Source organism: Pseudomonas sp. E1BtOHC1 (assembly GCF_058744285.1).
This window is the reverse complement of record NZ_CP196023.1, coordinates 4,700,279-4,721,706: the sequence shown is the minus strand read 5'-3', so window position 1 is coordinate 4,721,706 and position 21,428 is coordinate 4,700,279. Positions and strand designations below refer to the sequence as shown.

Annotated in this window: 21 protein-coding genes; 11 read left to right on the top strand and 10 right to left on the bottom strand. The window is 62.0% G+C overall.

What is annotated here, in order from left to right; genetic code table 11:
* Window positions 1–156 precede the first annotated feature (156 nt).
* The 3 genes from ACSSVC_RS21200 (at window position 157) to ahpF (ending at window position 3,509) form a co-directional block, all read left to right on the top strand.
* Window positions 157–1,095, top strand: a complete 939-nt coding sequence (locus ACSSVC_RS21200; RefSeq protein WP_492611324.1) for a site-specific integrase — start codon at window positions 157–159, stop codon at window positions 1,093–1,095.
* A 151-nt stretch (window positions 1,096–1,246) separates the two neighbouring features.
* Complete coding sequence (gene ahpC / locus ACSSVC_RS21195) at window positions 1,247–1,810, top strand: alkyl hydroperoxide reductase subunit C (protein WP_011061677.1); 564 nt, start codon at window positions 1,247–1,249, stop codon at window positions 1,808–1,810.
* Window positions 1,811–1,943: 133 nt separating this feature from the next.
* Window positions 1,944–3,509: an alkyl hydroperoxide reductase subunit F gene (gene ahpF / locus ACSSVC_RS21190; protein WP_492611323.1), complete on the top strand. Its 1,566-nt coding sequence runs from the start codon at window positions 1,944–1,946 to the stop codon at window positions 3,507–3,509.
* Between the two features lie 168 nt (window positions 3,510–3,677).
* On the opposite strand, the gene gloA is transcribed toward ahpF, so the two are convergent.
* Entirely contained in the window at window positions 3,678–4,199 is a 522-nt protein-coding gene (gene gloA / locus ACSSVC_RS21185; protein ID WP_492611322.1) for a lactoylglutathione lyase, read from the bottom strand.
* A 199-nt stretch (window positions 4,200–4,398) separates the two neighbouring features.
* Here gloA and ACSSVC_RS21180 point away from each other — a divergent pair, with 199 nt between their 5' ends.
* Window positions 4,399–4,926, top strand: a complete 528-nt coding sequence (locus ACSSVC_RS21180; RefSeq protein WP_346635428.1) for a DUF4946 domain-containing protein — start codon at window positions 4,399–4,401, stop codon at window positions 4,924–4,926.
* A 230-nt stretch (window positions 4,927–5,156) separates the two neighbouring features.
* On the opposite strand, the gene ACSSVC_RS21175 is transcribed toward ACSSVC_RS21180, so the two are convergent.
* The 3 genes from ACSSVC_RS21175 to ACSSVC_RS21165 all read right to left on the bottom strand — a co-directional run bounded on the left by ACSSVC_RS21175 (window position 5,157) and on the right by ACSSVC_RS21165 (window position 8,281).
* Window positions 5,157–5,522, bottom strand: a complete 366-nt coding sequence (locus ACSSVC_RS21175) for a histone-like nucleoid-structuring protein, MvaT/MvaU family (RefSeq protein WP_123725488.1) — start codon at window positions 5,520–5,522, stop codon at window positions 5,157–5,159.
* A 245-nt stretch (window positions 5,523–5,767) separates the two neighbouring features.
* Window positions 5,768–7,306, bottom strand: coding sequence for an EAL domain-containing protein (locus tag ACSSVC_RS21170; RefSeq protein WP_346635427.1), 1,539 nt, complete (start codon window positions 7,304–7,306; stop codon window positions 5,768–5,770).
* 81 nt (window positions 7,307–7,387) lie between these two features.
* Window positions 7,388–8,281, bottom strand: a complete 894-nt coding sequence (locus ACSSVC_RS21165) for a LysR family transcriptional regulator (RefSeq protein WP_492611321.1) — start codon at window positions 8,279–8,281, stop codon at window positions 7,388–7,390.
* 85 nt (window positions 8,282–8,366) lie between these two features.
* Here ACSSVC_RS21165 and ACSSVC_RS21160 point away from each other — a divergent pair, with 85 nt between their 5' ends.
* The 3 genes from ACSSVC_RS21160 to hpaR all read left to right on the top strand — a co-directional run bounded on the left by ACSSVC_RS21160 (window position 8,367) and on the right by hpaR (window position 11,203).
* Entirely contained in the window at window positions 8,367–9,323 is a 957-nt protein-coding gene (locus ACSSVC_RS21160; protein ID WP_404940037.1) for a DMT family transporter, read from the top strand.
* Window positions 9,324–9,574: 251 nt separating this feature from the next.
* Complete coding sequence (gene hppD, locus ACSSVC_RS21155; protein WP_346635425.1) at window positions 9,575–10,651, top strand: 4-hydroxyphenylpyruvate dioxygenase; 1,077 nt, start codon at window positions 9,575–9,577, stop codon at window positions 10,649–10,651.
* A gap of 129 nt (window positions 10,652–10,780) precedes the next feature.
* On the top strand, window positions 10,781–11,203 hold the full coding sequence (gene hpaR, locus ACSSVC_RS21150) for a homoprotocatechuate degradation operon regulator HpaR (RefSeq protein WP_123725484.1): 423 nt from the start codon (window positions 10,781–10,783) through the stop codon (window positions 11,201–11,203).
* A gap of 51 nt (window positions 11,204–11,254) precedes the next feature.
* Here hpaR and rarD read toward each other — a convergent pair whose 3' ends face one another.
* The 3 genes from rarD to ACSSVC_RS21135 all read right to left on the bottom strand — a co-directional run bounded on the left by rarD (window position 11,255) and on the right by ACSSVC_RS21135 (window position 14,438).
* Window positions 11,255–12,136, bottom strand: coding sequence for an EamA family transporter RarD (gene rarD / locus ACSSVC_RS21145; RefSeq protein WP_346635423.1), 882 nt, complete (start codon window positions 12,134–12,136; stop codon window positions 11,255–11,257).
* Between the two features lie 203 nt (window positions 12,137–12,339).
* Window positions 12,340–13,353, bottom strand: coding sequence for an aldo/keto reductase (locus tag ACSSVC_RS21140; protein WP_346635422.1), 1,014 nt, complete (start codon window positions 13,351–13,353; stop codon window positions 12,340–12,342).
* 185 nt (window positions 13,354–13,538) lie between these two features.
* Complete coding sequence (locus ACSSVC_RS21135; RefSeq protein WP_346635421.1) at window positions 13,539–14,438, bottom strand: LysR family transcriptional regulator; 900 nt, start codon at window positions 14,436–14,438, stop codon at window positions 13,539–13,541.
* A gap of 100 nt (window positions 14,439–14,538) precedes the next feature.
* Here ACSSVC_RS21135 and ACSSVC_RS21130 point away from each other — a divergent pair, with 100 nt between their 5' ends.
* Both ACSSVC_RS21130 and ACSSVC_RS21125 read left to right on the top strand, forming a co-directional pair.
* Window positions 14,539–15,270 carry an SDR family oxidoreductase gene (locus ACSSVC_RS21130; protein ID WP_404937021.1) on the top strand — a complete coding sequence of 244 codons (732 nt, stop codon included), beginning with the start codon at window positions 14,539–14,541 and terminating at the stop codon, window positions 15,268–15,270.
* Window positions 15,267–15,677, top strand: a complete 411-nt coding sequence (locus ACSSVC_RS21125; protein ID WP_492611320.1) for a VOC family protein — start codon at window positions 15,267–15,269, stop codon at window positions 15,675–15,677. Before ACSSVC_RS21130 ends, ACSSVC_RS21125 begins: the two co-directional genes overlap by 4 nt.
* A gap of 78 nt (window positions 15,678–15,755) precedes the next feature.
* On the opposite strand, the gene ACSSVC_RS21120 is transcribed toward ACSSVC_RS21125, so the two are convergent.
* The gene (locus ACSSVC_RS21120) at window positions 15,756–17,066 is read right to left on the bottom strand and encodes an MFS transporter (protein ID WP_346635418.1); all 1,311 of its coding nucleotides are present in this window, start codon (window positions 17,064–17,066) and stop codon (window positions 15,756–15,758) included.
* A 155-nt stretch (window positions 17,067–17,221) separates the two neighbouring features.
* Between ACSSVC_RS21120 and ACSSVC_RS21115 the strand changes: the two genes are divergently transcribed.
* Window positions 17,222–18,352: a sugar diacid recognition domain-containing protein gene (locus ACSSVC_RS21115; RefSeq protein WP_346635417.1), complete on the top strand. Its 1,131-nt coding sequence runs from the start codon at window positions 17,222–17,224 to the stop codon at window positions 18,350–18,352.
* Window positions 18,353–18,559: 207 nt separating this feature from the next.
* Window positions 18,560–19,723, top strand: coding sequence for a glycerate kinase (locus ACSSVC_RS21110; protein ID WP_492611319.1), 1,164 nt, complete (start codon window positions 18,560–18,562; stop codon window positions 19,721–19,723).
* 90 nt (window positions 19,724–19,813) lie between these two features.
* Here the strand turns inward: ACSSVC_RS21110 and hpaI are convergent, their stop codons facing one another.
* Both hpaI and hpaH read right to left on the bottom strand, forming a co-directional pair.
* Window positions 19,814–20,614 carry a 4-hydroxy-2-oxoheptanedioate aldolase gene (hpaI, locus tag ACSSVC_RS21105; RefSeq protein ID WP_492611318.1) on the bottom strand — a complete coding sequence of 267 codons (801 nt, stop codon included), beginning with the start codon at window positions 20,612–20,614 and terminating at the stop codon, window positions 19,814–19,816.
* Between the two features lie 10 nt (window positions 20,615–20,624).
* Entirely contained in the window at window positions 20,625–21,428 is an 804-nt protein-coding gene (hpaH, locus tag ACSSVC_RS21100) for a 2-oxo-hept-4-ene-1,7-dioate hydratase (RefSeq protein ID WP_015635875.1), read from the bottom strand.

Sequence of the window (21,428 nt, the reverse complement as noted above, 5' to 3'; positions counted from 1 at the left end):
ATACATGGTATGTAATTACTGATTATTGTACAGGTAGGTATAGTTTCAAGATAGAGAAAATATGACCTGGGATATTGTAGTATTACCCAGTGTCATGGGGCGTTCGGCGCTTCTTTGTCTTTTCGCTGGCGTACATCTGTCGGGGGTTGAACTGTCATGAGTGAGCTGGAGCGTTACCTGCAAGCCGCTACCCGCGATAACACCCGTCGCAGTTATCGGGCGGCGATCGAGCATTTCGAGGGGCAGTGGGGCGGGTTCCTGCCGACGACGGCGGAGAGCGTGGCCCGTTATCTCGCGGCCTACGCCGGGGAGTTGTCGATCAACACCCTGAGGTTGCGCCTTTCTGCCCTGGCTCAATGGCACAACAGCCAGGGTTTTGCCGATCCGACCAAGGCGCCAGTGGTACGCCAGGTGTTCAAGGGCATTCGTGCATTGCATCCAGTGCGCGAGAAACAAGCCGAGCCCTTGCAGTTGCAGCATCTGGAGCAGGTGATTGCCTGGCTTGACGAGGAGGGTGCAGCCGCTGCCGCCGAAGGCCGTCAGGCCGACCTGTTGCGAGCGCGCCGCGACCGGGCCCTGATCCTGCTGGGGTTTTGGCGGGGTTTTCGCAGTGATGAACTGTGTCGCCTGCAGGTCGAGGATGTGCAAGCCATGGCCGGTTCCGGCATCAGCCTCTATCTGCCGCGCAGCAAGGGTGATCGCGACAATCTGGGACGCACCTTTCACACGCCGGCGCTGCAGCGTCTGTGTCCGGTACAGGCCTATGTCGAGTGGATCAACGGCGCCGCACTGGTGCGCGGCCCAGTGTTTCGCAGCATCGACCGCTGGGGCCACCTGAGCGAACAGGGGCTGCACGCCAATAGCGTGATTCCATTGCTGCGCCAGGCTCTGGAGCGTGCCGGCATCGACGCCGAGCATTACACCAGCCACTCCCTGCGCCGTGGGTTTGCCACCTGGGCCCACCGCAGCGGTTGGGACCTCAAGTCCCTGATGAGCTATGTGGGCTGGAAGGACCTGAAGTCCGCCATGCGCTATGTCGAGGCCAGCCCGTTCATGGGGATGGCACTGATTGATCCGAAGCCGGTTCGCCAGTAGTCAGAGGTTTCTTCTATTAATACTGTCGGCTGATAGCCAAAACCAATCGGTAGCATCAGGTTTGCCAATGAGCCAAGCGGAGACTCATTGGTTAGGATTCTCTCCATCAAGTTTTCACCCAATGTTTTCAACCACTGATGGAGAGTCAACGATGCCTATCATCAACAGCCAAGTTAAACCGTTCAAAGCTACCGCATTCAAAAACGGCGCATTCGTCGAAGTGTCGGACGCTGATCTGAAAGGCAAATGGTCTGTCGTGTTCTTCTACCCGGCTGACTTCACCTTCGTTTGCCCAACCGAGCTGGAAGACCTGGCCGACAACTACGCCGAGTTCCAGAAGCTGGGTGTTGAGATCTACAGCGTTTCCACCGACACCCACTTTGCTCACGCTGCCTGGCACAACACCTCGCCAGCCATCGGCAAGATCCAGTACACCATGATCGGCGACCCAACCCTGGCCATCTCTCGCAACTTCGACGTGTTGATCGAAGAAGCCGGTCTGGCTGACCGCGGCACCTTCGTGATCAACCCGGAAGGCCAGATCAAGATCGTTGAAATCAACGATGGCGGCGTAGGCCGTGACGCTTCCGAGCTGCTGCGCAAGATCAAGGCCGCTCAATACGTTGCCGCGCACCCAGGCGAAGTCTGCCCAGCCAAGTGGAAAGAAGGCGAGGCCACCCTGGCTCCGTCCCTGGACCTGGTCGGCAAGATCTAAGTCCATGTTTGACTCCAGGGCGGTGATCCGCACCTAAGTAAGCTGCACCGCCCCCAAAACGCCCGGGCGAGATTCGCTCGGGCGTTTTTTTTTATCGAATCATCTCTTTATTCAGAACATGGAAATCGCCCGTATGTTGGACGCCAATCTTAAAGCTCAGTTGAAGTCATACCTGGAACGGGTCACCCAGCCGATCGAGATCGTCGCCTCCCTCGACGACGGTGCGAAATCCCAGGAAATGCTCGCGTTACTCAAAGACATTGTCAGTCTTTCCAACCAGATTACGTTGCTCGACAACGGTACCGATGGGCGCAAGCCGTCGTTCTCGTTGAATCGCCCGGGAAGTGATATCAGCCTGCGTTTCGCCGGCATTCCCATGGGCCACGAATTCACCTCGCTGGTGCTGGCCCTGTTGCAAGTCGGCGGTCACCCATCGAAAGCCAGCGCTGAAGTGATCGAACAGATCCGCTCGCTCAAAGGTGAGTTCAACTTCGAAACCTACTTCTCGCTGTCTTGCCAGAACTGCCCGGACGTGGTCCAGGCCCTGAACCTGATGGCGGTGCTCAACCCGAACATCCGTCATGTGGCGATCGACGGCGCGCTGTTCCAGGCCGAAGTTGATGAACGCAAGGTCATGGCGGTGCCCAGTGTCTACCTCAATGGCGTGAACTTCGGCCAGGGTCGCATGGGGTTGGAAGAGATCCTCGCCAAACTCGACACCGGTGCGGTAGAGAAGCAGGCGCAGAAGCTCAACGCCAAAGAGGCCTTCGATGTGCTGGTGGTCGGCGGCGGTCCAGCCGGTGCTGCGGCAGCCATCTACGCCGCTCGTAAAGGCATTCGTACCGGGGTCGCGGCCGAGCGCTTCGGCGGCCAGGTACTGGATACCATGGCCATCGAGAACTTTGTTTCGGTGAAAGAGACCGAAGGGCCAAAACTGGCCGCGGCACTCGAAGAGCACGTCAAGCAATACGACGTCGACATCATGAACCTGCAGCGTGCCAGTGCCCTGGTGCCGGCCAAGGAAGTGGGCGGTCTGCATGAGATTCAGTTTGAAAGCGGCGCCAGCCTGAAGGCCAAGTCGGTGATCCTGGCGACGGGTGCCCGCTGGCGTGAAATGGGTGTGCCGGGTGAGCAGGAGTACAAGGCCAAGGGCGTGTGTTTCTGCCCGCACTGCGATGGTCCGCTGTTCAAAGGCAAGCGGGTGGCGGTGATTGGTGGCGGTAACTCCGGCGTCGAAGCGGCGATCGACCTGGCGGGTATCGTCAGCCACGTAACCTTGCTGGAGTTCGACAGCAAGCTGCGGGCCGATGCCGTGTTGCAACGCAAGCTGTACAGCCTGGCCAACGTCAAGGTCATTACCAGTGCCCTGACCAGTGAAGTGAAGGGTGATGGGCAGAAGGTCACCGGCCTGGCCTACAAGGATCGCGATTCGGGTGAGTTCCACACGGTGGACCTGGAAGGCATCTTTGTGCAGATCGGCCTATTGCCCAACACCGATTGGCTCAAGGGCGCGGTGGAACTGTCGCCCCGTGGCGAGATCATCGTCGATGCCCGTGGCGAGACTTCGCTGCCTGGAGTATTTGCTGCCGGTGACGTAACGACAGTGCCCTACAAGCAGATCGTGATTGCGGTGGGCGAGGGCGCCAAGGCCTCCCTCAGTGCATTCGATCACTTGATCCGCACATCAGCACCGGCTTGATCGGCCGCTGAAAAAACAAAACCCCATGAGCTTGGCTCATGGGGTTTTTTATTGCTGTGCTGGTAGGCGTCGGTTGGCCGCTGAAGAGGCCCTTGGGCCTTGCGCCGTTGAGGACGCGTTCGCTGGCAGGCCAGCGCCTACACAGGCCGGCTCTGTACCGGCAAAGGGTTACAGCGGCGCCGGCTGGATGATCTCGACCCAGTAGCCATCCGGGTCCTTGATGAAGGCCAGGCTCTTCATGCGGCCGTCATTCAGGCGCTTCTGGAAGTCGCAGCCCAGGGTCTCGAAACGTTCGCAGGCAGCGACAATGTCCGGCACCGAGATGCAGATATGACCAAAGCCACGCGGGTCGGTGTTGCCGTTGTGGTAGGCGAAGTCCGGGTCGTTCTCGGTGCCGTGGTTGTGGGTCAGTTCGAGAATTCCGGGGATCGACTTCATCCATTCGGTACGGGCCGCAGCGTCGGCCGGAATCTGCGACTTGTCCACCAGTGCGAGGAAGTACAGGCTGAATTCGGCTTCGGGGAAATCGCGTTTTTCCACTAGGGAAAAGCCCAGGACCCGGGTGTAGAAGTCCAGGGAGCGAGTGATGTCCTTGACCCGCAGCATGGTGTGGTTGAACACGAAACGGGCAGTGGCTGGGTCCGGTTGGGCAGTCACGCCGGGGAAAGTGTTGAGATCGTTAAGGCTCATGGGCCCTCCAGAAGAAAGTGCGGCAAAGGCTTCCCGCGAGGGTGGGGAAGTCCTTGGCAGGTAATGGTTCGGACATCCTTGGAATCGGGCAATGATACGCAACTGGGCAGGATGGCGCCAAACCCAAAGCTCCTGATCTATTGCCCATTCCTGGCGCCAGGCTCAGACTTCAAGGCCTGTTCCTCAAGTGTGCCAGTCCATGATCGAGTCGTTTAGAACCCAGGCTGCGGGCCTGTTGCTGCTGATGTTTGCGGGCGTTGTCCAGGCGCAACCGGAGGTTGCCTGGCCCGAGGGCTGGACCGTGGAGCCAGTGCCCGTCCAGGAGGCGGATCAGGCCGCCCAGGTTTCCCGGCAGCGGGCGGTGAAGAACGATGCCGCGGGCAATCCGCAACTGGTCATGGAGTTGACCATGACCCAGGTGGAGAGTGGGCATGTAGTCAATCTTCAAGGGGTATTGCTGGAAATGCGCAAGTCGGTACAGAAAGACTTTGCCCGAGGCGGATATCAGAGTGTCTGTAACAAGATTCATGCCGCGCAGTTGAGTCGTCTCGACGCTCTGGAGACCACTTGTACCATTACCCAGAATGGGCGACATGTGTTGTCGCAAACACTGGTGGCGGCGCTGGATGGGGATAAGGCTTATGTACTTTCATACGCCGGCCAAGCAGCGGCTTATGCCGACAGTCAGGATCAAATACTCGCTGTACGAAATAGCCTCAAACTTTAAGGAAAAATCTGAAATAGTCGGTTTGCTTTTCGCGTGTGGCGAGTTCGTTATCGAAAAGGCATTAAGCGAGTAGTTGGTTCGGGGCTGGCCTTATTGCAAGGTCTATCATGGGCTGGCTCATCGCCGGCAGCTGGGCTGGATCTTCCCTTAGATTCAAGTCGTAATAAGAATATTCTTATCAATGTAAAAGGCCCTGCATATGCAGGGCCTTTTTCAGGTTGCGGCTTTGTTCAAGCGCGCAGCCAGGAATCCACAGTGGCAGCACCGTACTGTTCTTTCCAAGCTTTCAGGCCGCGATGATTGCCGCCCTTGGTTTCAATCAGTTCACCGGTGTGCGGGTTCTGATAGACCTTCACCACGCGTGCGCGGCGCTGTTTAGGGGCGTTGGCCTGTGGCAGGCCGCCTTTGCCCAGGTTGGGATCAAGGATTGCGATGATGTCACGCAAACTCTTGTCGTAGGATTTCATCAGGGCCTGGAGTTTCTCTTCGAACTCGATTTCCTTTTTGAGTCCGGCGTCATTCTTCAGGGATTCAAGCTGCGCGAGCTGTTCTTGAAGTGCTTTTTCTGCAGCACGAAATTCAGCAAGTCTGGACAATATCTTCACTCCAATAGTCTATTTTGGCTGATACAAACCACAAACAAAGCTATAAGCCATAAGCCGGTTAAGGCTCGATTAAGTGGCCTACCTGTGAATCTTGTACAGGCGGGAAAAATTGTAGTAGTTAATGGCGCGCGAGTAAATCAGGTTGTTCTTGTTCAAGCCTGTATTTGCCAATTTAATCAAATTGGTGCATGTCCCGAGTTATCGGTATCGAGTACTTGATGTTCTGGTATGGCCATTTAATGGCGCGCAACGGTCGCAACAAATTCTGCACTGGGCATGGGGCGTCCGAATAAATAACCCTGCAGGAAATCCACCCCTTGAGCTGCGAGGTAATCCCGTTGTTCGGCAGTTTCAATACCTTCGGCGACGATGCCCAGATCGAGTTTGGCCGAGAGTTGGATAATGCTGTCGAGTATATGCAGCGACAGTGCGTCGGCACCGATCATGGCGACGAAGCTCTGATCGATCTTCAAGTAATCGACATTGAACTGACGCAGATAACCCAGACTGGAATGCCCGGTGCCGAAGTCGTCGATGGCGATCATTACCCCGAGCTCATGCAAGGCGGCAAACAGCTGCAGGGTGGTGGCCGTGGGCTCGATCAGCTCGCGTTCGGTCAACTCCAGTACCAGGATCACTTTGCCGGGAGGGAAGGCGGCGAGAAACTCCCGACAGTCCTCCAGCAACTGCAGGTCATGACAGTGACTGGCGGTGATGTTGATGCCGATATGAAAACCGTCAGTGAAGTCGGCAGCGTGGGGGGCCAACGCCTGCATCGTCTGCTGCATCAGTGAACGAGTCATGGGCACGATCAGCCCCGAGTGTTCGGCGAAGGGGATGAACAGGTCCGGACGCACCAGCCCCTCTTTCGGATGTTGCCAGCGCATCAGCACTTCAATGCCGGCCCATTGCAGCGTGTCGCCGCGCACCACCGGCTGAAAGTATGGAATGAATTCCCGGGCTTCCAGTGCCCGGCGCAATTCATGGCTGGGAGAGGCGGAGCGCTTTTGCAGCCAATGGGCCAGGACACCGGCGGCGGCACCGAGAAACACCAGCAGGCTGAACAACGCCGGATACTGGCTTTTCATGTATTTCCAGGTGTCCCCCTCGGGAAATCCGGCACTGACGCTGTAGGGATAGCGTGATGAGCTCAATTGCTCGCTGGCCACTGCTGCCAGTGGCGGCGCGCCGTCGTGGACCCTGCCGTCACTGGACAACCAGTGCTCGCCCACCTGCAGTTGCAAATGGGCGAAGCGGCTGATCAGACGCAGGGCGTTGGTCAGGTGATAACCGTCGATGGTCGCCAGGGCCGAGCGCTCGCCCTCACTCCAGCGGTAGACCAGCAGCGCGGTGTTGGGGGTGATGGGGTTGCCACTCATGAGCCAGAGCCGGCCATCAACGTAGTCCCGGGGCTCGAGGGGTACCGGATAGTTGCCCAGCAATGAACTGCAATAGTTGTTGTTGCGCCACACCAGGTTGGTCGAGCGCACGAATGGCCGGCGAGTCACCTGGTCGCGCAGGGCCAGTTGCCGGACCTCGTCGCACTCCAGGCCTGCCTGGGGCAGCAGCGCCCTGGCGGCGATGTCGGTGTTGTCCAGCATCAGGTCGAACTGGCGAACGGCTTCTTCGGCGGTTTCCAGGCTACTGCGTACCAGCGCTCGTTCGGCCTGGGCATAGAGAATGACGCCCCCCAGTGCGATGGGGAGCACAATCGCCAGCAATGTCCAGAGTGTGCGGGTAGAGCGCTTTAGCGGACCTTTGGCGGTCAGGGGCATGGATCGAACCTGTGGAAGAGGAGGGGCCTGCCAGCGTGTGGCTGCCGCAGCAGGGGCAGCAGCCTCCTGGTGTTGTCTCGATCATCGCAGGATAGACGGCTTTGGATGACGATACAGGCGTTGCGCATGCTGGATAAAGGCCAGAGCTGCCGGCGATGCCTGGCGCCGGTCGAGCACGGCGATCCCCACCTGGCGCCGCACCGGCGGCGACAGGGGCTTGCTTTCATAGCGGGCGTCCGCAGCCGGTGGCAAGGACAGCTCGGCCAGAATGCTCAAGGCGTCACCCCGGGCCACGGTTTCCAGGGTGCTGAGCAACTGCGAGCTGCGATAGCGGATGTTGGGACTCAGGCCGGCGCCGGTGAATAAGCGCGTAACCAGCTCGGCCGAGCCGGCTTCGGTAAGTACGAAGGGATCGTGACACAGCTGTTCGAGGCGGATCTGTTGCTCCCGGGCCAGGGCATGGCCTGCCGGAATCAGCGCGACCAACTGGTCCTCGATCAGTGCGAAGGTATCGAAACGCTCCTCGGGCAACACCACGAACCCCACGTCGACCCGTCGCTCCTCCAGCCATTGCAGCACCTGGCGATCCGGTCCCTCGTCGATATGCACCTCGATTCCCGGATGCTCGCGTCGGTACTCATTGAGGATGGATGGCAACAGGTGCATGGAGGACGTGGGGCCAAAGGAGCCGATGCGCAAGGTGCCGCGCTTCATGCCCCGAGCATCGGCGGCCTCCTGCTCCAAGGTCGCTGCCAGCCCCAGCATGGCCCGGGCCCGCAGCAACAGTTGGCCACCGATATCGGTGAGCTCGACCTGGGCCTGATGGCGGCGGAACAACTCGACCCCCAGTTCCTGTTCCAGGGACTTGATGGCGTGGGACACGGCCGACTGGGTGATGCCCAGGCGCGTGGCGGCGCTGGTGAAGCCCGCAAGCTCGGCCACCCGGGAGAAGATCTCCAATTGGGTCAGGGTCATGAGTAAACGCTCATTTTACGATGATTAGCTATTAGACAAAGAATGGCCTCGCAGCACAAATCCACGGCCACAGAGCAGCATGAACATGAATGAAAGCGGTATTAGCGGCCCCCTGGCGGCCGATCACGGGGACCTGGTGGTCTATTGCAAACTGGCAGCAGTGACCATGATCTGGGGCGGCACCTTCGTCGCCGGACGTTACCTGGCCGGTGGCTTTTCCCCCTTGCTGGCTGCCAGCCTGCGTTTCTTGCTCGCCAGCCTGGCCCTACTTGGCTTCATGGCGGTGGCGCGTATTGCCCTGGTCCGCCCCAGCCTCAAGCAGCTCGGCCAACTGGCACTCCTGGGGTTCTTCGGCATCTTCTTCTACAACCTGTGCTTCTTCCTCGGCCTGCAACAGGTCAACGCATCGCGGGCATCCTTGATCGTGGCGCTCAATCCTGCGCTGATTGCCCTGGCGTCCTGGGCACTGTTCAAGGAGCGCCTGAGCCGGCGCAAGTTGCTGGGCATCCTGTTGTGCCTGAGCGGTGCCGCCCTGGTGATCTGCAGTCGCGATCCTTCGGCCCTGGCTGCCGGGGCAGGGGGCTGGTATGGCGACCTGTTGATACTCGGCTGCGTCCTGGGTTGGGGGGTGTACTCGCTGTTTTCCAAAGACCTCAATCAGCACCTCGGCCCGTTGCAGACCGTCACCTATTCGATCCTGATGGGAACCCTGATGCTGTGGGCCACGACCCTGGCCCGGGGCGAGTTTGACCTGCATGCCATTGTCCGCCTGGACCTGAGCCAGGGCTTGAGCCTGCTGTACCTGGGTGTCCTGGGATCGGCGCTGGCCTATATCTGGTACTACGACGGCCTGCGACGCATCGGTGCCACCCGCTCCGGAGTGTTCATTGCCCTCAACCCGCTGACGGCAGTGCTGCTGGGCGCACTGTTGCTGGGAGAGCAACTGAGCCTGGTGATGGGATTGGGCGGGGTGTTGATTCTCGGCGGCATCTACCAGTGCAACAAACCCCTTGCGGGCCAGGCGAAAAAGGCGATTTTATAGAGAATGCGGACAAAGGCTTTTACGCTGTGTAGAATCCGGTTACGCATACAATAATAAAGTCTTCTGGCAGCAGAAGCCTCGTCCCCCAGCCTGTAAGACAGGGTCGAAATGAAGATTCTCGGGTTTCAACTGATCTACGGTGACTTCCTCGCCCGCAGCGTGCGGGGTATCTCCTGCGCACCACCTTCTTTCCTCAGCATTGATAGCAACTAACGATCCGTTAATTCTAAAAATATGATGAGGCGCCAACCATGGCAGATATCTTCGAAAACCCAATGGGCCTGATGGGCTTTGAATTCATCGAATTCGCATCGCCTACCCCCAACACTCTCGAACCGATCTTCGAGATCATGGGTTTCACCAAAGTCGCGACCCATCGTTCAAAAAACGTGCATTTGTACCGCCAGGGCGCGATCAACCTGATCCTCAACAACGAGCCCCACAGCGTCGCTTCCTACTTCGCGGCCGAACACGGCCCGTCGGTGTGCGGCATGGCGTTCCGGGTCAAGGACTCGCAAAAGGCTTACAACCGCGCCCTGGAGCTCGGCGCCCAGCCGATCCACATTGAAACCGGCCCGATGGAACTGAACCTGCCGGCGATCAAGGGCATTGGCGGCGCGCCGTTGTACCTGATCGACCGTTTCGGTGAAGGCAGCTCGATCTATGACATCGACTTCGTCTACCTCGAAGGCGTGGACCGCAACCCACCGGGTGCCGGCCTGAAGATCATCGATCACCTGACCCACAACGTGTATCGCGGGCGCATGGCCTATTGGGCCGGCTTCTACGAGAAGCTGTTCAACTTCCGCGAGATCCGTTACTTCGACATCAAGGGCGAATACACCGGCCTGACCTCCAAGGCCATGACCGCTCCGGATGGCATGATCCGCATCCCGCTGAACGAGGAATCGTCCAAGGGCGCCGGGCAGATCGAAGAGTTCCTGATGCAGTTCAACGGCGAGGGCATCCAGCATGTGGCCTTCCTCACCGACGATTTGGTGAAGACCTGGGACGCGCTGAAGAAGATCGGCATGCGCTTCATGACCGCGCCGCCGGAAACCTACTACGAGATGCTCGAAGGTCGCCTGCCGAACCACGGCGAGCCGGTCAATGAGTTGCAGTCCCGCGGCATCCTGCTGGACGGTTCCTCGGAAGCCGGTGACAAGCGCCTGCTGCTGCAGATCTTCTCGGAAACCCTGATGGGCCCGGTGTTCTTCGAATTCATCCAGCGTAAAGGCGACGATGGTTTCGGCGAGGGCAACTTCAAGGCACTGTTCGAATCGATCGAACGCGACCAGGTGCGTCGCGGTGTACTGGCCACCGAGTAACCCTCGGCAGGCTTGAGCACAGAGCCCGATCAGGCCATGCCTGATCGGGCTTTATTTTGCCTGTCGGTTGGCGATAGTGAATGTGTTAATGTTTCCGCCTTTGTTTCCCAGCCCTTGACCGATGCCTCGATGAAAACACCCAGACCTTCCCTGACCTTGACCCTGCTGCAGGCCCGTGAGGCCGCCATGGCATTTTTCCGCCCATCGCTGAACCAGCACGACTTGACCGAGCAGCAATGGCGGGTCATCCGCATCCTGCGCCAGAACGGTGAGCTGGAGAGCCACCAGTTGGCGAAGATGGCCTGCATCCTGCCGCCCAGCATGACCGGCGTGCTGACTCGCCTGGAGCGCGATGAGTACGTCAGCCGCCGCAAATCTCCGGAGGACCAGCGCCGCCTGTTCATCACCCTGACCGAAAAGGGCCAGGCGTGTTTCGAGTCCATGAGCGGTGACATGGAAATCAATTACCAGAAAATCCAGCAGCAATTTGGCGAGGACAAGATGCAGGCCTTGCTGGCCCTGCTCAATGAGCTGAAGCAGATCAAGCCCTGATCCCCAACGGCGCCCGAACCTGGCCTGCCCAGGCCCATGCGGGCGCGTCGATCAGTTGCGGCGTTGGCGCAGCAGGTGTTTGACCCCTTCGAGCACCAGCACCAGCACCGCCAGCCAGACCGGGATGTACGTCAGCCATTCCCCGGCCTTGATGCTTTCCCCCAGCAGCAGCGCGACAAACAGCAGCAGTACCGGCTCCACATAACTGAGCAGGCCGAACAGACTGAAGGCCAGCAAGCGACTGGCGATGACGTAGCACGCCAACGCCGAGGCGCTGATCACCCCCAGCAGAGGAATCAGCAGGTACAGGCCGGGATGGCTGTCCACCACGGCAAATCCCTGTTCGCCTCCTTGCACAAACCACAGTGCCACCGGGATCAACAACGCCATGTCCAGCCACAGGCCGCCCAGATGATCGGTGCCCAGGCGACGCCGCAGGACGAAATACAACGGGTAGCCTACGGCCACCACCAGGGTCGCCCAGGAAAAACTGCCCACTTGATACAGCTCGTTGAGCACCCCGAGGCAGGCCAGCACCGTGGCGACTTTCTGCAAGCGCGACAGACGCTCGCCATACACGATGCGTCCGGTCAGGACCATGGTCAGTGGCAGCAGGAAATACCCCAGTGACACATCCAGGCTGTAGCCGTTGAGCGGTGCCCACATGAACAACCAGAGCTGCACCCCCACCAGGGCTGACGAGAGCAGCAGCGCCAGGCTCAGCATCGGTTTGCTCGCCACCTGTCGCAGCACTTCGCCGACCCGGTGCCACTCGCCACTGAAGATCATGAACAGGGTCATGCAGGGTAGGGTCAGCAGCATGCGCCAGCCGAAAATCTCTACCCCGGTCAGGGGCGTCAGCAGGGAGGTGTAGAAATACATGACGGCAAACAGCACCGACGCCAGGACCGATAACGCAATTCCTTTAGACACACTGTCCTCGTAATACCCGAACGCTCGGGACACATAGAAATAAGGGGGGGAGAAGCGAGGAGGAATATAGAGGGTCAGACGCGAGATATTTGCTCTGATTGCGCCATCGCGGCGGGATTTTTTCTCGTTTAAGGCCAAAGTGCAGCAGAGCCGGTTGAGCCCAAGGCCGGTGGCGCACGCCTTTGCGCCGCCACCGGCAGCGTTCAGCCCAGGTGCGGAAAACGACCGGAGACGAAATGGCTCACATCGTTGAAGCCCGGGGTCGAGGCGTGTCCCGGGGTCACCAGGGCGTCGATGAAGGCTTCATCCTCAGGGCTGATCTTCACCTCCAGGGCCCGGGTGTAGGCGTCCCACTGGGCTTCAGTGCGCGGGCCGACAATGGCCGAACTCACCGCCTGGTTATTCAGCACCCAGGCGATGGCGAACTCGACGATGCCGACCCCGCGACCCTGGGTGTATTCCTGGATCTGCTGGGCGATGCGCAGAGATTCCACCCGCCACTCGGTTTCCAGGATGCGCTTGTCCTGGCGTCCGGCGCGGCTGGCGCTGTCCGGGGCCACGTCCGGAGCGTACTTGCCGCTGAGCACACCACGAGCCAGGGGGCTGTAGGGCACGACGCCCAGGCCATAGGCCTTGGCCGCGGTAATCTGCTCGCCCTCGGCCTGGCGGTTGACGATGTTGTACAGCGGTTGGCTGATCACCGGACGGTCCACCCCCAACTGGTCGGCCACTCGAATCGCCTCGGCAATCCGCCAGCCCCGGTAATTGGACAGGCCCCAGTAGCGGATCTTGCCCTGGCGCAACAGATCGCCAATGGCCGAGATGCTCACCTCCAGCGGCGTGTCGTGGTCCTCGCGGTGCAGGTAGTAGATGTCCAGGTAATCGGTGCCCAGGCGGGTCAGGCTGGCGTCGATGCCGTTGAAGATGTGCTTGCGGCTCAGGCCGCTGCGGTTGGGCACGCCATCCGCCGGGCCGAAGCCGACCTTGGATGCCAGCACCCACTCATGACGGTGGCTGGCAATGGCCTCGCCGACAATTTCTTCGGAGCGGCCCTGGGTGTAGACGTCGGCGGTGTCGATGAAGTTGATCCCCTGGTCCCAGGCCTTGTCGATAATGCGCAGCGAGTCTTCGGTGTTGGTCTGCTCGCCGAACATCATGGTGCCCAGGGTCAGGCTGGAAACCTTGAGACCGGAATGGCCGAGGATGCGATAGCTCATGGGCGAAATCCTTGTGCTAGAGGGGGGGCCAGGGCATTTCCGGCCATTGGGGCGACCATCAAATACCACAAAGCCCGGCTTCTGCAATGCCTGAATGGCGCCTCCTGCAAGGAGATTCTGCTGTCGTGTAGGAGCCGGCTTGCCGGCGAACCGCGCAGCGGCCAGTCGCCCCGGGCCGGTGCTGGTCAGGGACACAGCGCCCGACAGCGCTGCAACACAAAGCTGTGCAGCAGGCGCACCCGCTCGGAAACCTGCAGGCGATGGGGACACAGCAGATTGAACGGCGCCGGTTCCCCTTGCCAGTCGCCGAGCAGCGGCACCAGGCGCCCGGCACGGATATCCTCGGCCACATCCAGCCGGGCCTTGTAGACAATGCCGTGGCCGGCCAGGGCCCAGCGTCGGGCCACTTCGCCGTCATCGCACAGGTAGTCGCCACGCACCGACACCTCGCGAATCTCGTCGCCACGACTGAAGCGCCAGCTGTCATAGGGTTGGCCGTTACGCAGGTAAAGCAGGGCGCTGTGGTGCGACAGTGCCTCGGGGGACTGCGGGGTACCGCAACGGGCCAGATAAGCCGGGCTGGCGCACGCCAGGCGGCGATGTTCGGGGAGAATGGGCAGGGCCACCAGACTCGAGTCCGCGGGCACGCCAAAGCGCAGGGCCACATCCACGGTGTCGCGGAACAGGTCGGCGTGGCGGTCATTGAGCCGCAGTTGCAGGCGCAGTTGCGGGTGCTCGGCCTTGAACTCGTCAAGCCAGGGCAGCAGCGCGTTGCGGCCGAAGTCCGACGGGGCCGACAGTTGCAGCACACCAGCCAGGCCCTGGCTCTGTTGCTTGAGCGCCTGTTCACCGTCCTCCAGGGTGGCCAGGGCCAGGCGCACGCTTTCCAGGTAGCGGCGCCCCTCTTCGGTCAGGCGCATGCTGCGGGTGGAGCGCGCCAGCAGGCGGCTGCCCAGGCGGGTTTCCAAACGCTTGAGGGCAATGCTGGCCGCGGCAGCCGTCATGCCCAGGGAGCGTGCGGCGGCGGATATGCTCCCGGAATCGGCGGTGCGCATGAAGATTTCCAGGTCGAGGATTGAGCTCATTAGTAAAAATCCTTTAAAGATCTTTGCGTTTTAGCGGGATTTTTCCTCGATTGGCAAGCTGTGAAGATGCAATCACCTTTACATGACCCAGGTGATCGCAATGAGTTTTTCCAACGCAAGCTTGCAGCACAAGACCGTAGTGGTGATTGGCGCCGGTAGCGGCATGGGTGCTGCCGTGGCCCGTCAGGCAGCCGCACGAGGGGCACAGGTAGTGTTGGCCGGGCGCAGCCTGGAAGCCCTGCAACGGCAGCAGGCGCAGTTGCCGCCCTCGGCCCGCAGCATCGCCGTGGACATCACCGACGCCGCCAGCCTCCGTGACCTGTTCAGCGCCGTGGGTGCCTTTGACCATCTGGTGATCAGTGCCGGTCCGGCCATCGCCGCCAAGCCCCTGGCCGACACTGACCTGCTGGATGCCCAGCGGGCTTTCGAGGTGAAGTTCTGGGGCGTGTGGCGTGCGGTCCAGGCGGCGCTGCCGACGCTCGCGCCCCAGGGCAGCATCAGCCTGACCTCGGGTCTGCTGTCGCGCAAAATGGTCCCCGGGCAAGTGCTCAAGACCACCCTCAATGCCGCCCTCGAAGCCCTGGGCAAGCACCTGGCCAAGGAACTGGCGCCGCGTCGGGTGAATGTCATCAGCCCCGGGGTCACCGACACTGAAGCCTATGCCGGGATGCCCGAGGAGGCTCGGCAGGCCATGTTCGCCCGCACCGCTGCAAACTTGCCGGTGGGCCGTGTCGGGCAGCCGGACGATGTAGCCGCGGCCTTTATCCTGGCCATGGAGAACGGTTTTATCAGCGGCAGCCTGATCGATGTCGATGGCGGTGGCCTGCTGTGAGCTGGCGCTTCGATCACCTGGCGTTCAACTGCGTCCAGGGCGAGGCGTTGCAGCAGGCATTCGCCGATCTGTTGGGCCTGCAAGCGGGACGGCGTCCACCGTTTCCCTTTCCCGGACGCTGGCTGTATCAGGACCAGCAGGCGCTGGTTCACGTCATCGAACAGGCCGATTGCCCTGAGCCGCAGCTGAGCCACATCGCCTTCAGCACCCAGGAGGCGGCCGAAGCGGTATTGCGGCGGGTGCAAGCCAGTGGCCTGGAGCATCAAGTGGCGCAGGTGCCGGAAGACGGCATCTGGCAGATCTTCGTCCGCTTGCCCGGTGGCCTGGTGCTGGAGTTGGATGCTCCGGCGGCGGGGGAGTTGAGCATCAGTCACGACTACGCCCGGCAAGGTGGCGCACCGGCCTGAGGCCAGGCGTGAAAAAGCCCGTTGGAGCAGAGGCTCGAACGGGCTTTTGTCGTTGCCGGGGCTGTGTATGGCCGGGGCTTAGCGGTTCAGGGTGCGGGTCATGCGCAGCGCCAGCAGACTACCGCCGACAATCACCCCGGCCAGCAGGTACAGCGCGGCATCGGTGGAGCCGGTGCTGTCCTTGACCCAACCGACCAGATAGGGGCTGAGGAAGCCGGCCATCTGGCCCATGGAGTTGATCAGCGCCAAGCCACCGGCCGCCGCTCCGGCACTCAGCAGGGCGGTGGGCACCGGCCAGAACATCGGCAGGCCGGTGAGGGCGCCCATGGTGGCGAGGGTCAGGCCGAAGATGGCCAGGGCCGGGGTGGTGGCGAAGTTCACCGCGATCAGCAGACCTACGGCGCCCATCAGCATCGGCACCACAAGGTGCCAGCGGCGCTCCTTGCGCAGGTCCGCCGAGCGGCCCACCAGCAGCATGAACACCGCCGCCAGCAGGTAGGGAATCGCGCTCAGCCAGCCGATTACCAGATTGTCGGCAAAGCCCAGGTTCTTGATGATCGACGGCAGCCAGAAGTTGATCGCGTAGACCCCGCTCTGGATGCAGAAGTAGATCAGGCCGAAGGCCCAGATCGCCGGATTCTTGAACACGGCTGTCAGGGAGTCACTGGCGGTTTTCGGCTGGTTGGCGGCGTCCGTGGCCTGGTCGGCCTCCAGCACCGCGCGTTCAGCCGGCGTCAGCCACTTGGCGTGGGCGAAGCTGTCGCTGAGCAGGAAGAACGCCAGGGCGCCGAGTATCACCGTGGGAATGCCCTGCAGCAGGAACATCCACTGCCAGCCGGCGAGACCGCCTTGCCCGGCAGCGAAGTGATTGAGGATCCAGCCGGAAAACGGACTGCCCAACAGGCCCGAGACCGGGATCGCCGACATGAACAGGGCCATGATCCGGCCACGGCGGAAGGTCGGGAACCACTGCGAGAGGTACAGCACCACCCCGGGGAAGAAGCCGGCTTCGGCGGCCCCGGTGAACAGGCGCAAGGTATAGAACTGGGTCGGCGTGGTGACAAACAGCAGGCAGGTGGACAGGGTGCCCCAGGTGATCATCATCAGCGCGATCCAGCGCCGTGGGCCGAACCTGTTCAGCGCCAGGTTGCTCGGTACGCCGCACAACACGTAGCCGATAAAGAAGATCCCGGCGCCCAGGCCGTAGACCGTTTCACTGAATTTCAGGGCATCGAGCATCTGCAACTTGGCGAAGCCAACGTTGACCCGGTCGAGGTAGTTGAACAGATAGCAAACGAAGATGAAGGGAATCAGGCGCAGGGTGATGCGCTTGTAGACGGCGTTCTTGTCGTCAGCCTGGGCCAGTGGGGCAGCGGCGCTCTGTGACATGGTGTGTCTCTCTTTATTATGATTTTTTGCGGTGCAAGGGTAACGTTGACCGCCCTGAGAGTCTCGGTCACACCGAGAGCGCTGTCTTTGTGCCTGCGCACAGCGATTGGCTGCCGACCCTGTGCCTCTGAACAACGTCCAAGGATCTTCCCTCTATGTTCGAACTCGATCATGACCTGGCGCAGGACATCGTCGACCGCACGATGGCCATCCTGCCCTACAACGTCAATGTCATGGACAGCCAGGGCCTGATCCTTGGCAGCGGCGAGCCGGAGCGGATCAACACCCGCCACGAAGGCGCGCAACTGGTGCTGGCCAACGGCCGCGTGGTGGAGATTGACGAGCCCACCGCGCGCCAGCTCAAGGGAGTGCAGCCGGGGATCAACCTGCCGTTGCTGCACGACCAGCGGCTGATTGGCGTGCTGGGCATCACCGGTGATCCGGCGCTGCTGCGCACCTACGCCGAACTGGTGCGCATGACCGCCGAGATGCTGGTGAGCCAGCGCCACCAGCAGGCTGAGCAGCAATGGCGGCGCCAGCGCTGCGACGATTTGCTGGCCCTGCTATTGAGCGACAGCGGCGACTCCCCGCGCCTGGTGGACGAAGCCCAGCAGATGGGACTCAAACCGCAGTTGGCGCGAACCCCCTATCTGTTCGAACTGGCGCCGGAGCAGGCCGCGGGGCAGGGCGTCGAGACCCTCAGCAGCTGGCTGATGAGCCGTTACCCGGACAGTTGGTGCGTCAGTTCGTCAAAGACATCCCTGCTCTGGTGCCGCCCGGCGAACCTCAGCCTGGACAACCCGCGGCTGCTGGAAAAACTCGACGGCCAGGGCTGGAACATCCTGCGGGTCGCCGTGGGTGGGCAGGCCGATGGCCTGGCCGGATTGCGCCGCTGCTATCGTCGGGTCGGCGACCTGCTGGCCTACGGCCGCGATATCCTGCCGGACTCGCGCCTGCTAACCCTCAACCGCTACCGCTTGCCGGTGATGCTCTGGCGCCACCGCAACGACGACGCCCTGGACGAACTGCTGACACCGTTGCGCAAGGTCCTGGCCAAGGACAGCAACGGCCAGTTGCTGGCGACCCTGCGCAGTTGGTGCGACCACGATGGCCAGAGCCAGGCCTGCGCCGATGCCCTGGGCATCCACCGCAACAGCCTGCGCTATCGCATGGAGCGGATTGCCGAACTCAGCGGCGTCGACCCCTTGCGTCTGGATGGCATGCTGGCCCTGTACCTGGGGGTGCAATTACTGCCTCACAGCACCGATCAACAGCATTCCCTGTAGCGGCTGCCGAGCGTCAGCGAGGCGGCGCAAAGGTCCCCGGGACCCTGCCTGGCGACTCGTCGTCGAGGTGCTGACGGCCTTGAGATCGCGGCGTCTCCTGCGCCGTTGTAGCAATGAACAATAAAGCGCCCTCGGACTTGTGCAGCGGACCGGGGTCAGCGCCTGCGCCAGATGGCAGCATGGCAGCACAAGAACCGGAGATAGCCCATGAAGATCATCATCGCCCCCGACTCGTTCAAGGACAGCCTGAGTGCCGAAGGCGTGGCCCAGGCCATTGCCCTGGGGCTGGCCGAAGTCTGGCCCGACGCCGAGCTACGTCAATGCCCGATGGCTGACGGTGGCGAGGGCACGGTGGAGTCGATTCTTGCCGCTTGTGACGGGCAACTGCGCAGCCATCGGGTCCAGGGGCCGCTGGGAGCGACGGTCGAAGCCCGCTGGGGCTGGCTGCCCCAGAGCCACACGGCAATCATCGAAATGGCCGAGGCCAGCGGCCTGCAATTGCTGGCGCTGGACCAGCGCGATGCCTGCAACAGCAGCACCTTCGGTACGGGGGAGTTGATCCTGGCCGCGCTGGAGGCCGGAGCCCAACGCATCATCCTGGCCATCGGCGGCAGCGCCACCAACGATGGCGGCGCCGGCGCCCTGCAAGCCCTGGGTCTCAAATTGCTGGATCGCCAGGGTCAGGTATTGCCCCGTGGTGGTCTGGCCCTGGCTGATCTGGCCGGCATTGAGCCCGATGGCATGGACCCGCGTCTGGCCCAGGTGCGTTTTGAAATCGCCGCCGACGTCAACAACCCGCTTTGTGGCGATCACGGTGCTTCGGCGATCTTCGGTCCGCAGAAAGGTGCCACGCCGCAACAAGTGCAAGCGCTGGACCGGGCTCTGGGGCACTTCGCCGACCTGTGTGCCGGCGTCTTGACCCGGGATGTCCGTGATGAGCCCGGCAGCGGCGCCGCTGGCGGCCTGGGGTTTGCCGCCAAGGCGTTCCTCGGCGCGCAATTTCGCCCCGGCGTGGAAGTGGTGGCGGAGCTGGTGGGCCTGGAGCAGGCCGTGTGCGGTGCCGATCTGGTGATTACCGGCGAGGGCCGCTTCGACGCCCAGACCCTGCGCGGCAAGACCCCCTTTGGCGTAGCACGCATTGCCCGGGAGCAGGGCGTTCCGGTGATCGTCATTGCCGGCACCCTGGGCGAGGGTTACCAGCAGATGTATGCCCACGGCGTGGATGCAGCCTTCGCCCTGACCTCAGGCCCCATGAGCCTGCAACAGGCCTGCCGCGAAGCCCCGCGCCTGCTGCGCGAACGCGCCGCCGACATCGCCCGCGTCTGGCGCCTGGCCGTTCAATCCTCGCCGGCGCCTGCTGCCCCTGTGTAGGAGCGGGCTTGCCCGCGAAGAGGCCCTAAAGCCCTGCCGCGTCCGCAAGAACGCCTACGCCGGCCAGCCGATTCCTACAGCAATCGCCCGTCAGTAAACCCCGCCTTCGCTGGTGGGGGTGTCCAGGGTCTTGTACTGGCCGGCCAGACTCTGCAGGCCCTTCATCAGCACGGTGGTATCCACGCCCACCGCGACAAAATTCGCCCCCAGTTCGATACAACGCCGGGCCAGCCGCTGATCGGCACTGAGAATTCCCGCGGCCTTGCCCGCTCGACGAATCCGCACGATGGCGTCTTCAATCGCGGCCACCACATCGGGGTGCCCGGGGTTGCCCCGCTGGCCCATGGCCGCCGACAGATCCGCCGGGCCGATAAACACGCCGTCGACCCCGTCCACCGCAAGCATCTCATCCAGGTTGCGCAGGCCTTCGAGGTTCTCGATCTGCACCAGCAGGCACATCTGCTCGTCCGCCTGGTCCAGGTAGCCGGCGATGCTGTTCCAGCGCGACGCCCGGGCCAGGGCGCTGCCAACCCCGCGAATGCCCTGGGGTGGATAACGCATGGATCGAACCAGCTGACGGGCCTGGTCAGCGCTTTCCACCATGGGGATCAGCAGGGTCTGGGCGCCGATATCCAGCAATTGCTTGATCAGCGCTGTATCGCCAATGGGCGGGCGGATAATGCCCTGGGCTGCGTAGGGGGCGATGGCCTGCAACTGCGCCAGCAGGCTGCGCAGATCGTTGGGCGCGTGTTCGCCGTCCAGCAGCAGCCAGTCGAAACCGGCGTTGGCCGCCAGCTCGGCGCAGTAGCCGTCCGCCAGGCCGAGCCACAGGCCAATCTGCGGCTCGCGCTGTTGCAGGCGTTGCTTGAACAGGTTCAGCGGCATGTCCATGGCAGTCTCCTCAGACAAAACGGCAGGCAATGCTGCCCAACTGGTCGTAGTCCACATGGAATACATCTCCGGGACGGGCGGCCACCGGGCGAGTGAAGGAGCCGCCGAGAATGATCTGCCCGGCTTCCAGGCCGACGTCATAGGCCGCGAGCTTGTTGGCCAGCCAGGCCACGCCCTTGGCCGGGTGGTTGAGTACCGCGGCGGATACCCCGGACTCCTCGATCACGCCATTGCGGTAGAGCACCGCCGGCACCTTGCGCAAATCCACATCCCCTGGACGCACGGCGCGGCCGCCCATCACCACCCCGGCGTTGGCGGCGTTGTCGGAGATGGTATCGAAGACCTTGCGCGTGGCCTGGGTCTGCGGGTCCACCTGCTGGATGCGGGCGTCGATGATCTCCAGGGCCGGAATCACCCAGTCGGTGGCGTCCAGCACATCGAACAGGGTGCAGTGGGGGCCTTTCAAGGGTTTGCCGAGGATGAACGCCAGCTCCACTTCGACCCGGGGCACGATGAAGCGCTGGAACGGAATGTCGCTGCCTTCATCGAACAGCATGTCGTCCAGCAGGGCGCCGAAATCCGGCTCGGTGATGTTGGACGACACTTGCATCGCCCGGGACGTCAGGCCGATCTTGTGGCCCACCAGCTTGCGGCCGTCGCGGATCTTCTGCTCCACCCAACTGCGCTGGATGGCGTAGGCGTCTTCGATGCTGATGGCCGGGTATTGCAGGGACAACTGGCCGATCTGTTCGCGGCTGCGTTCGGCGGCGTTGAGGCGTGCGGCGGCCTCTTGGATATCCGAGGGGCTGAGCAT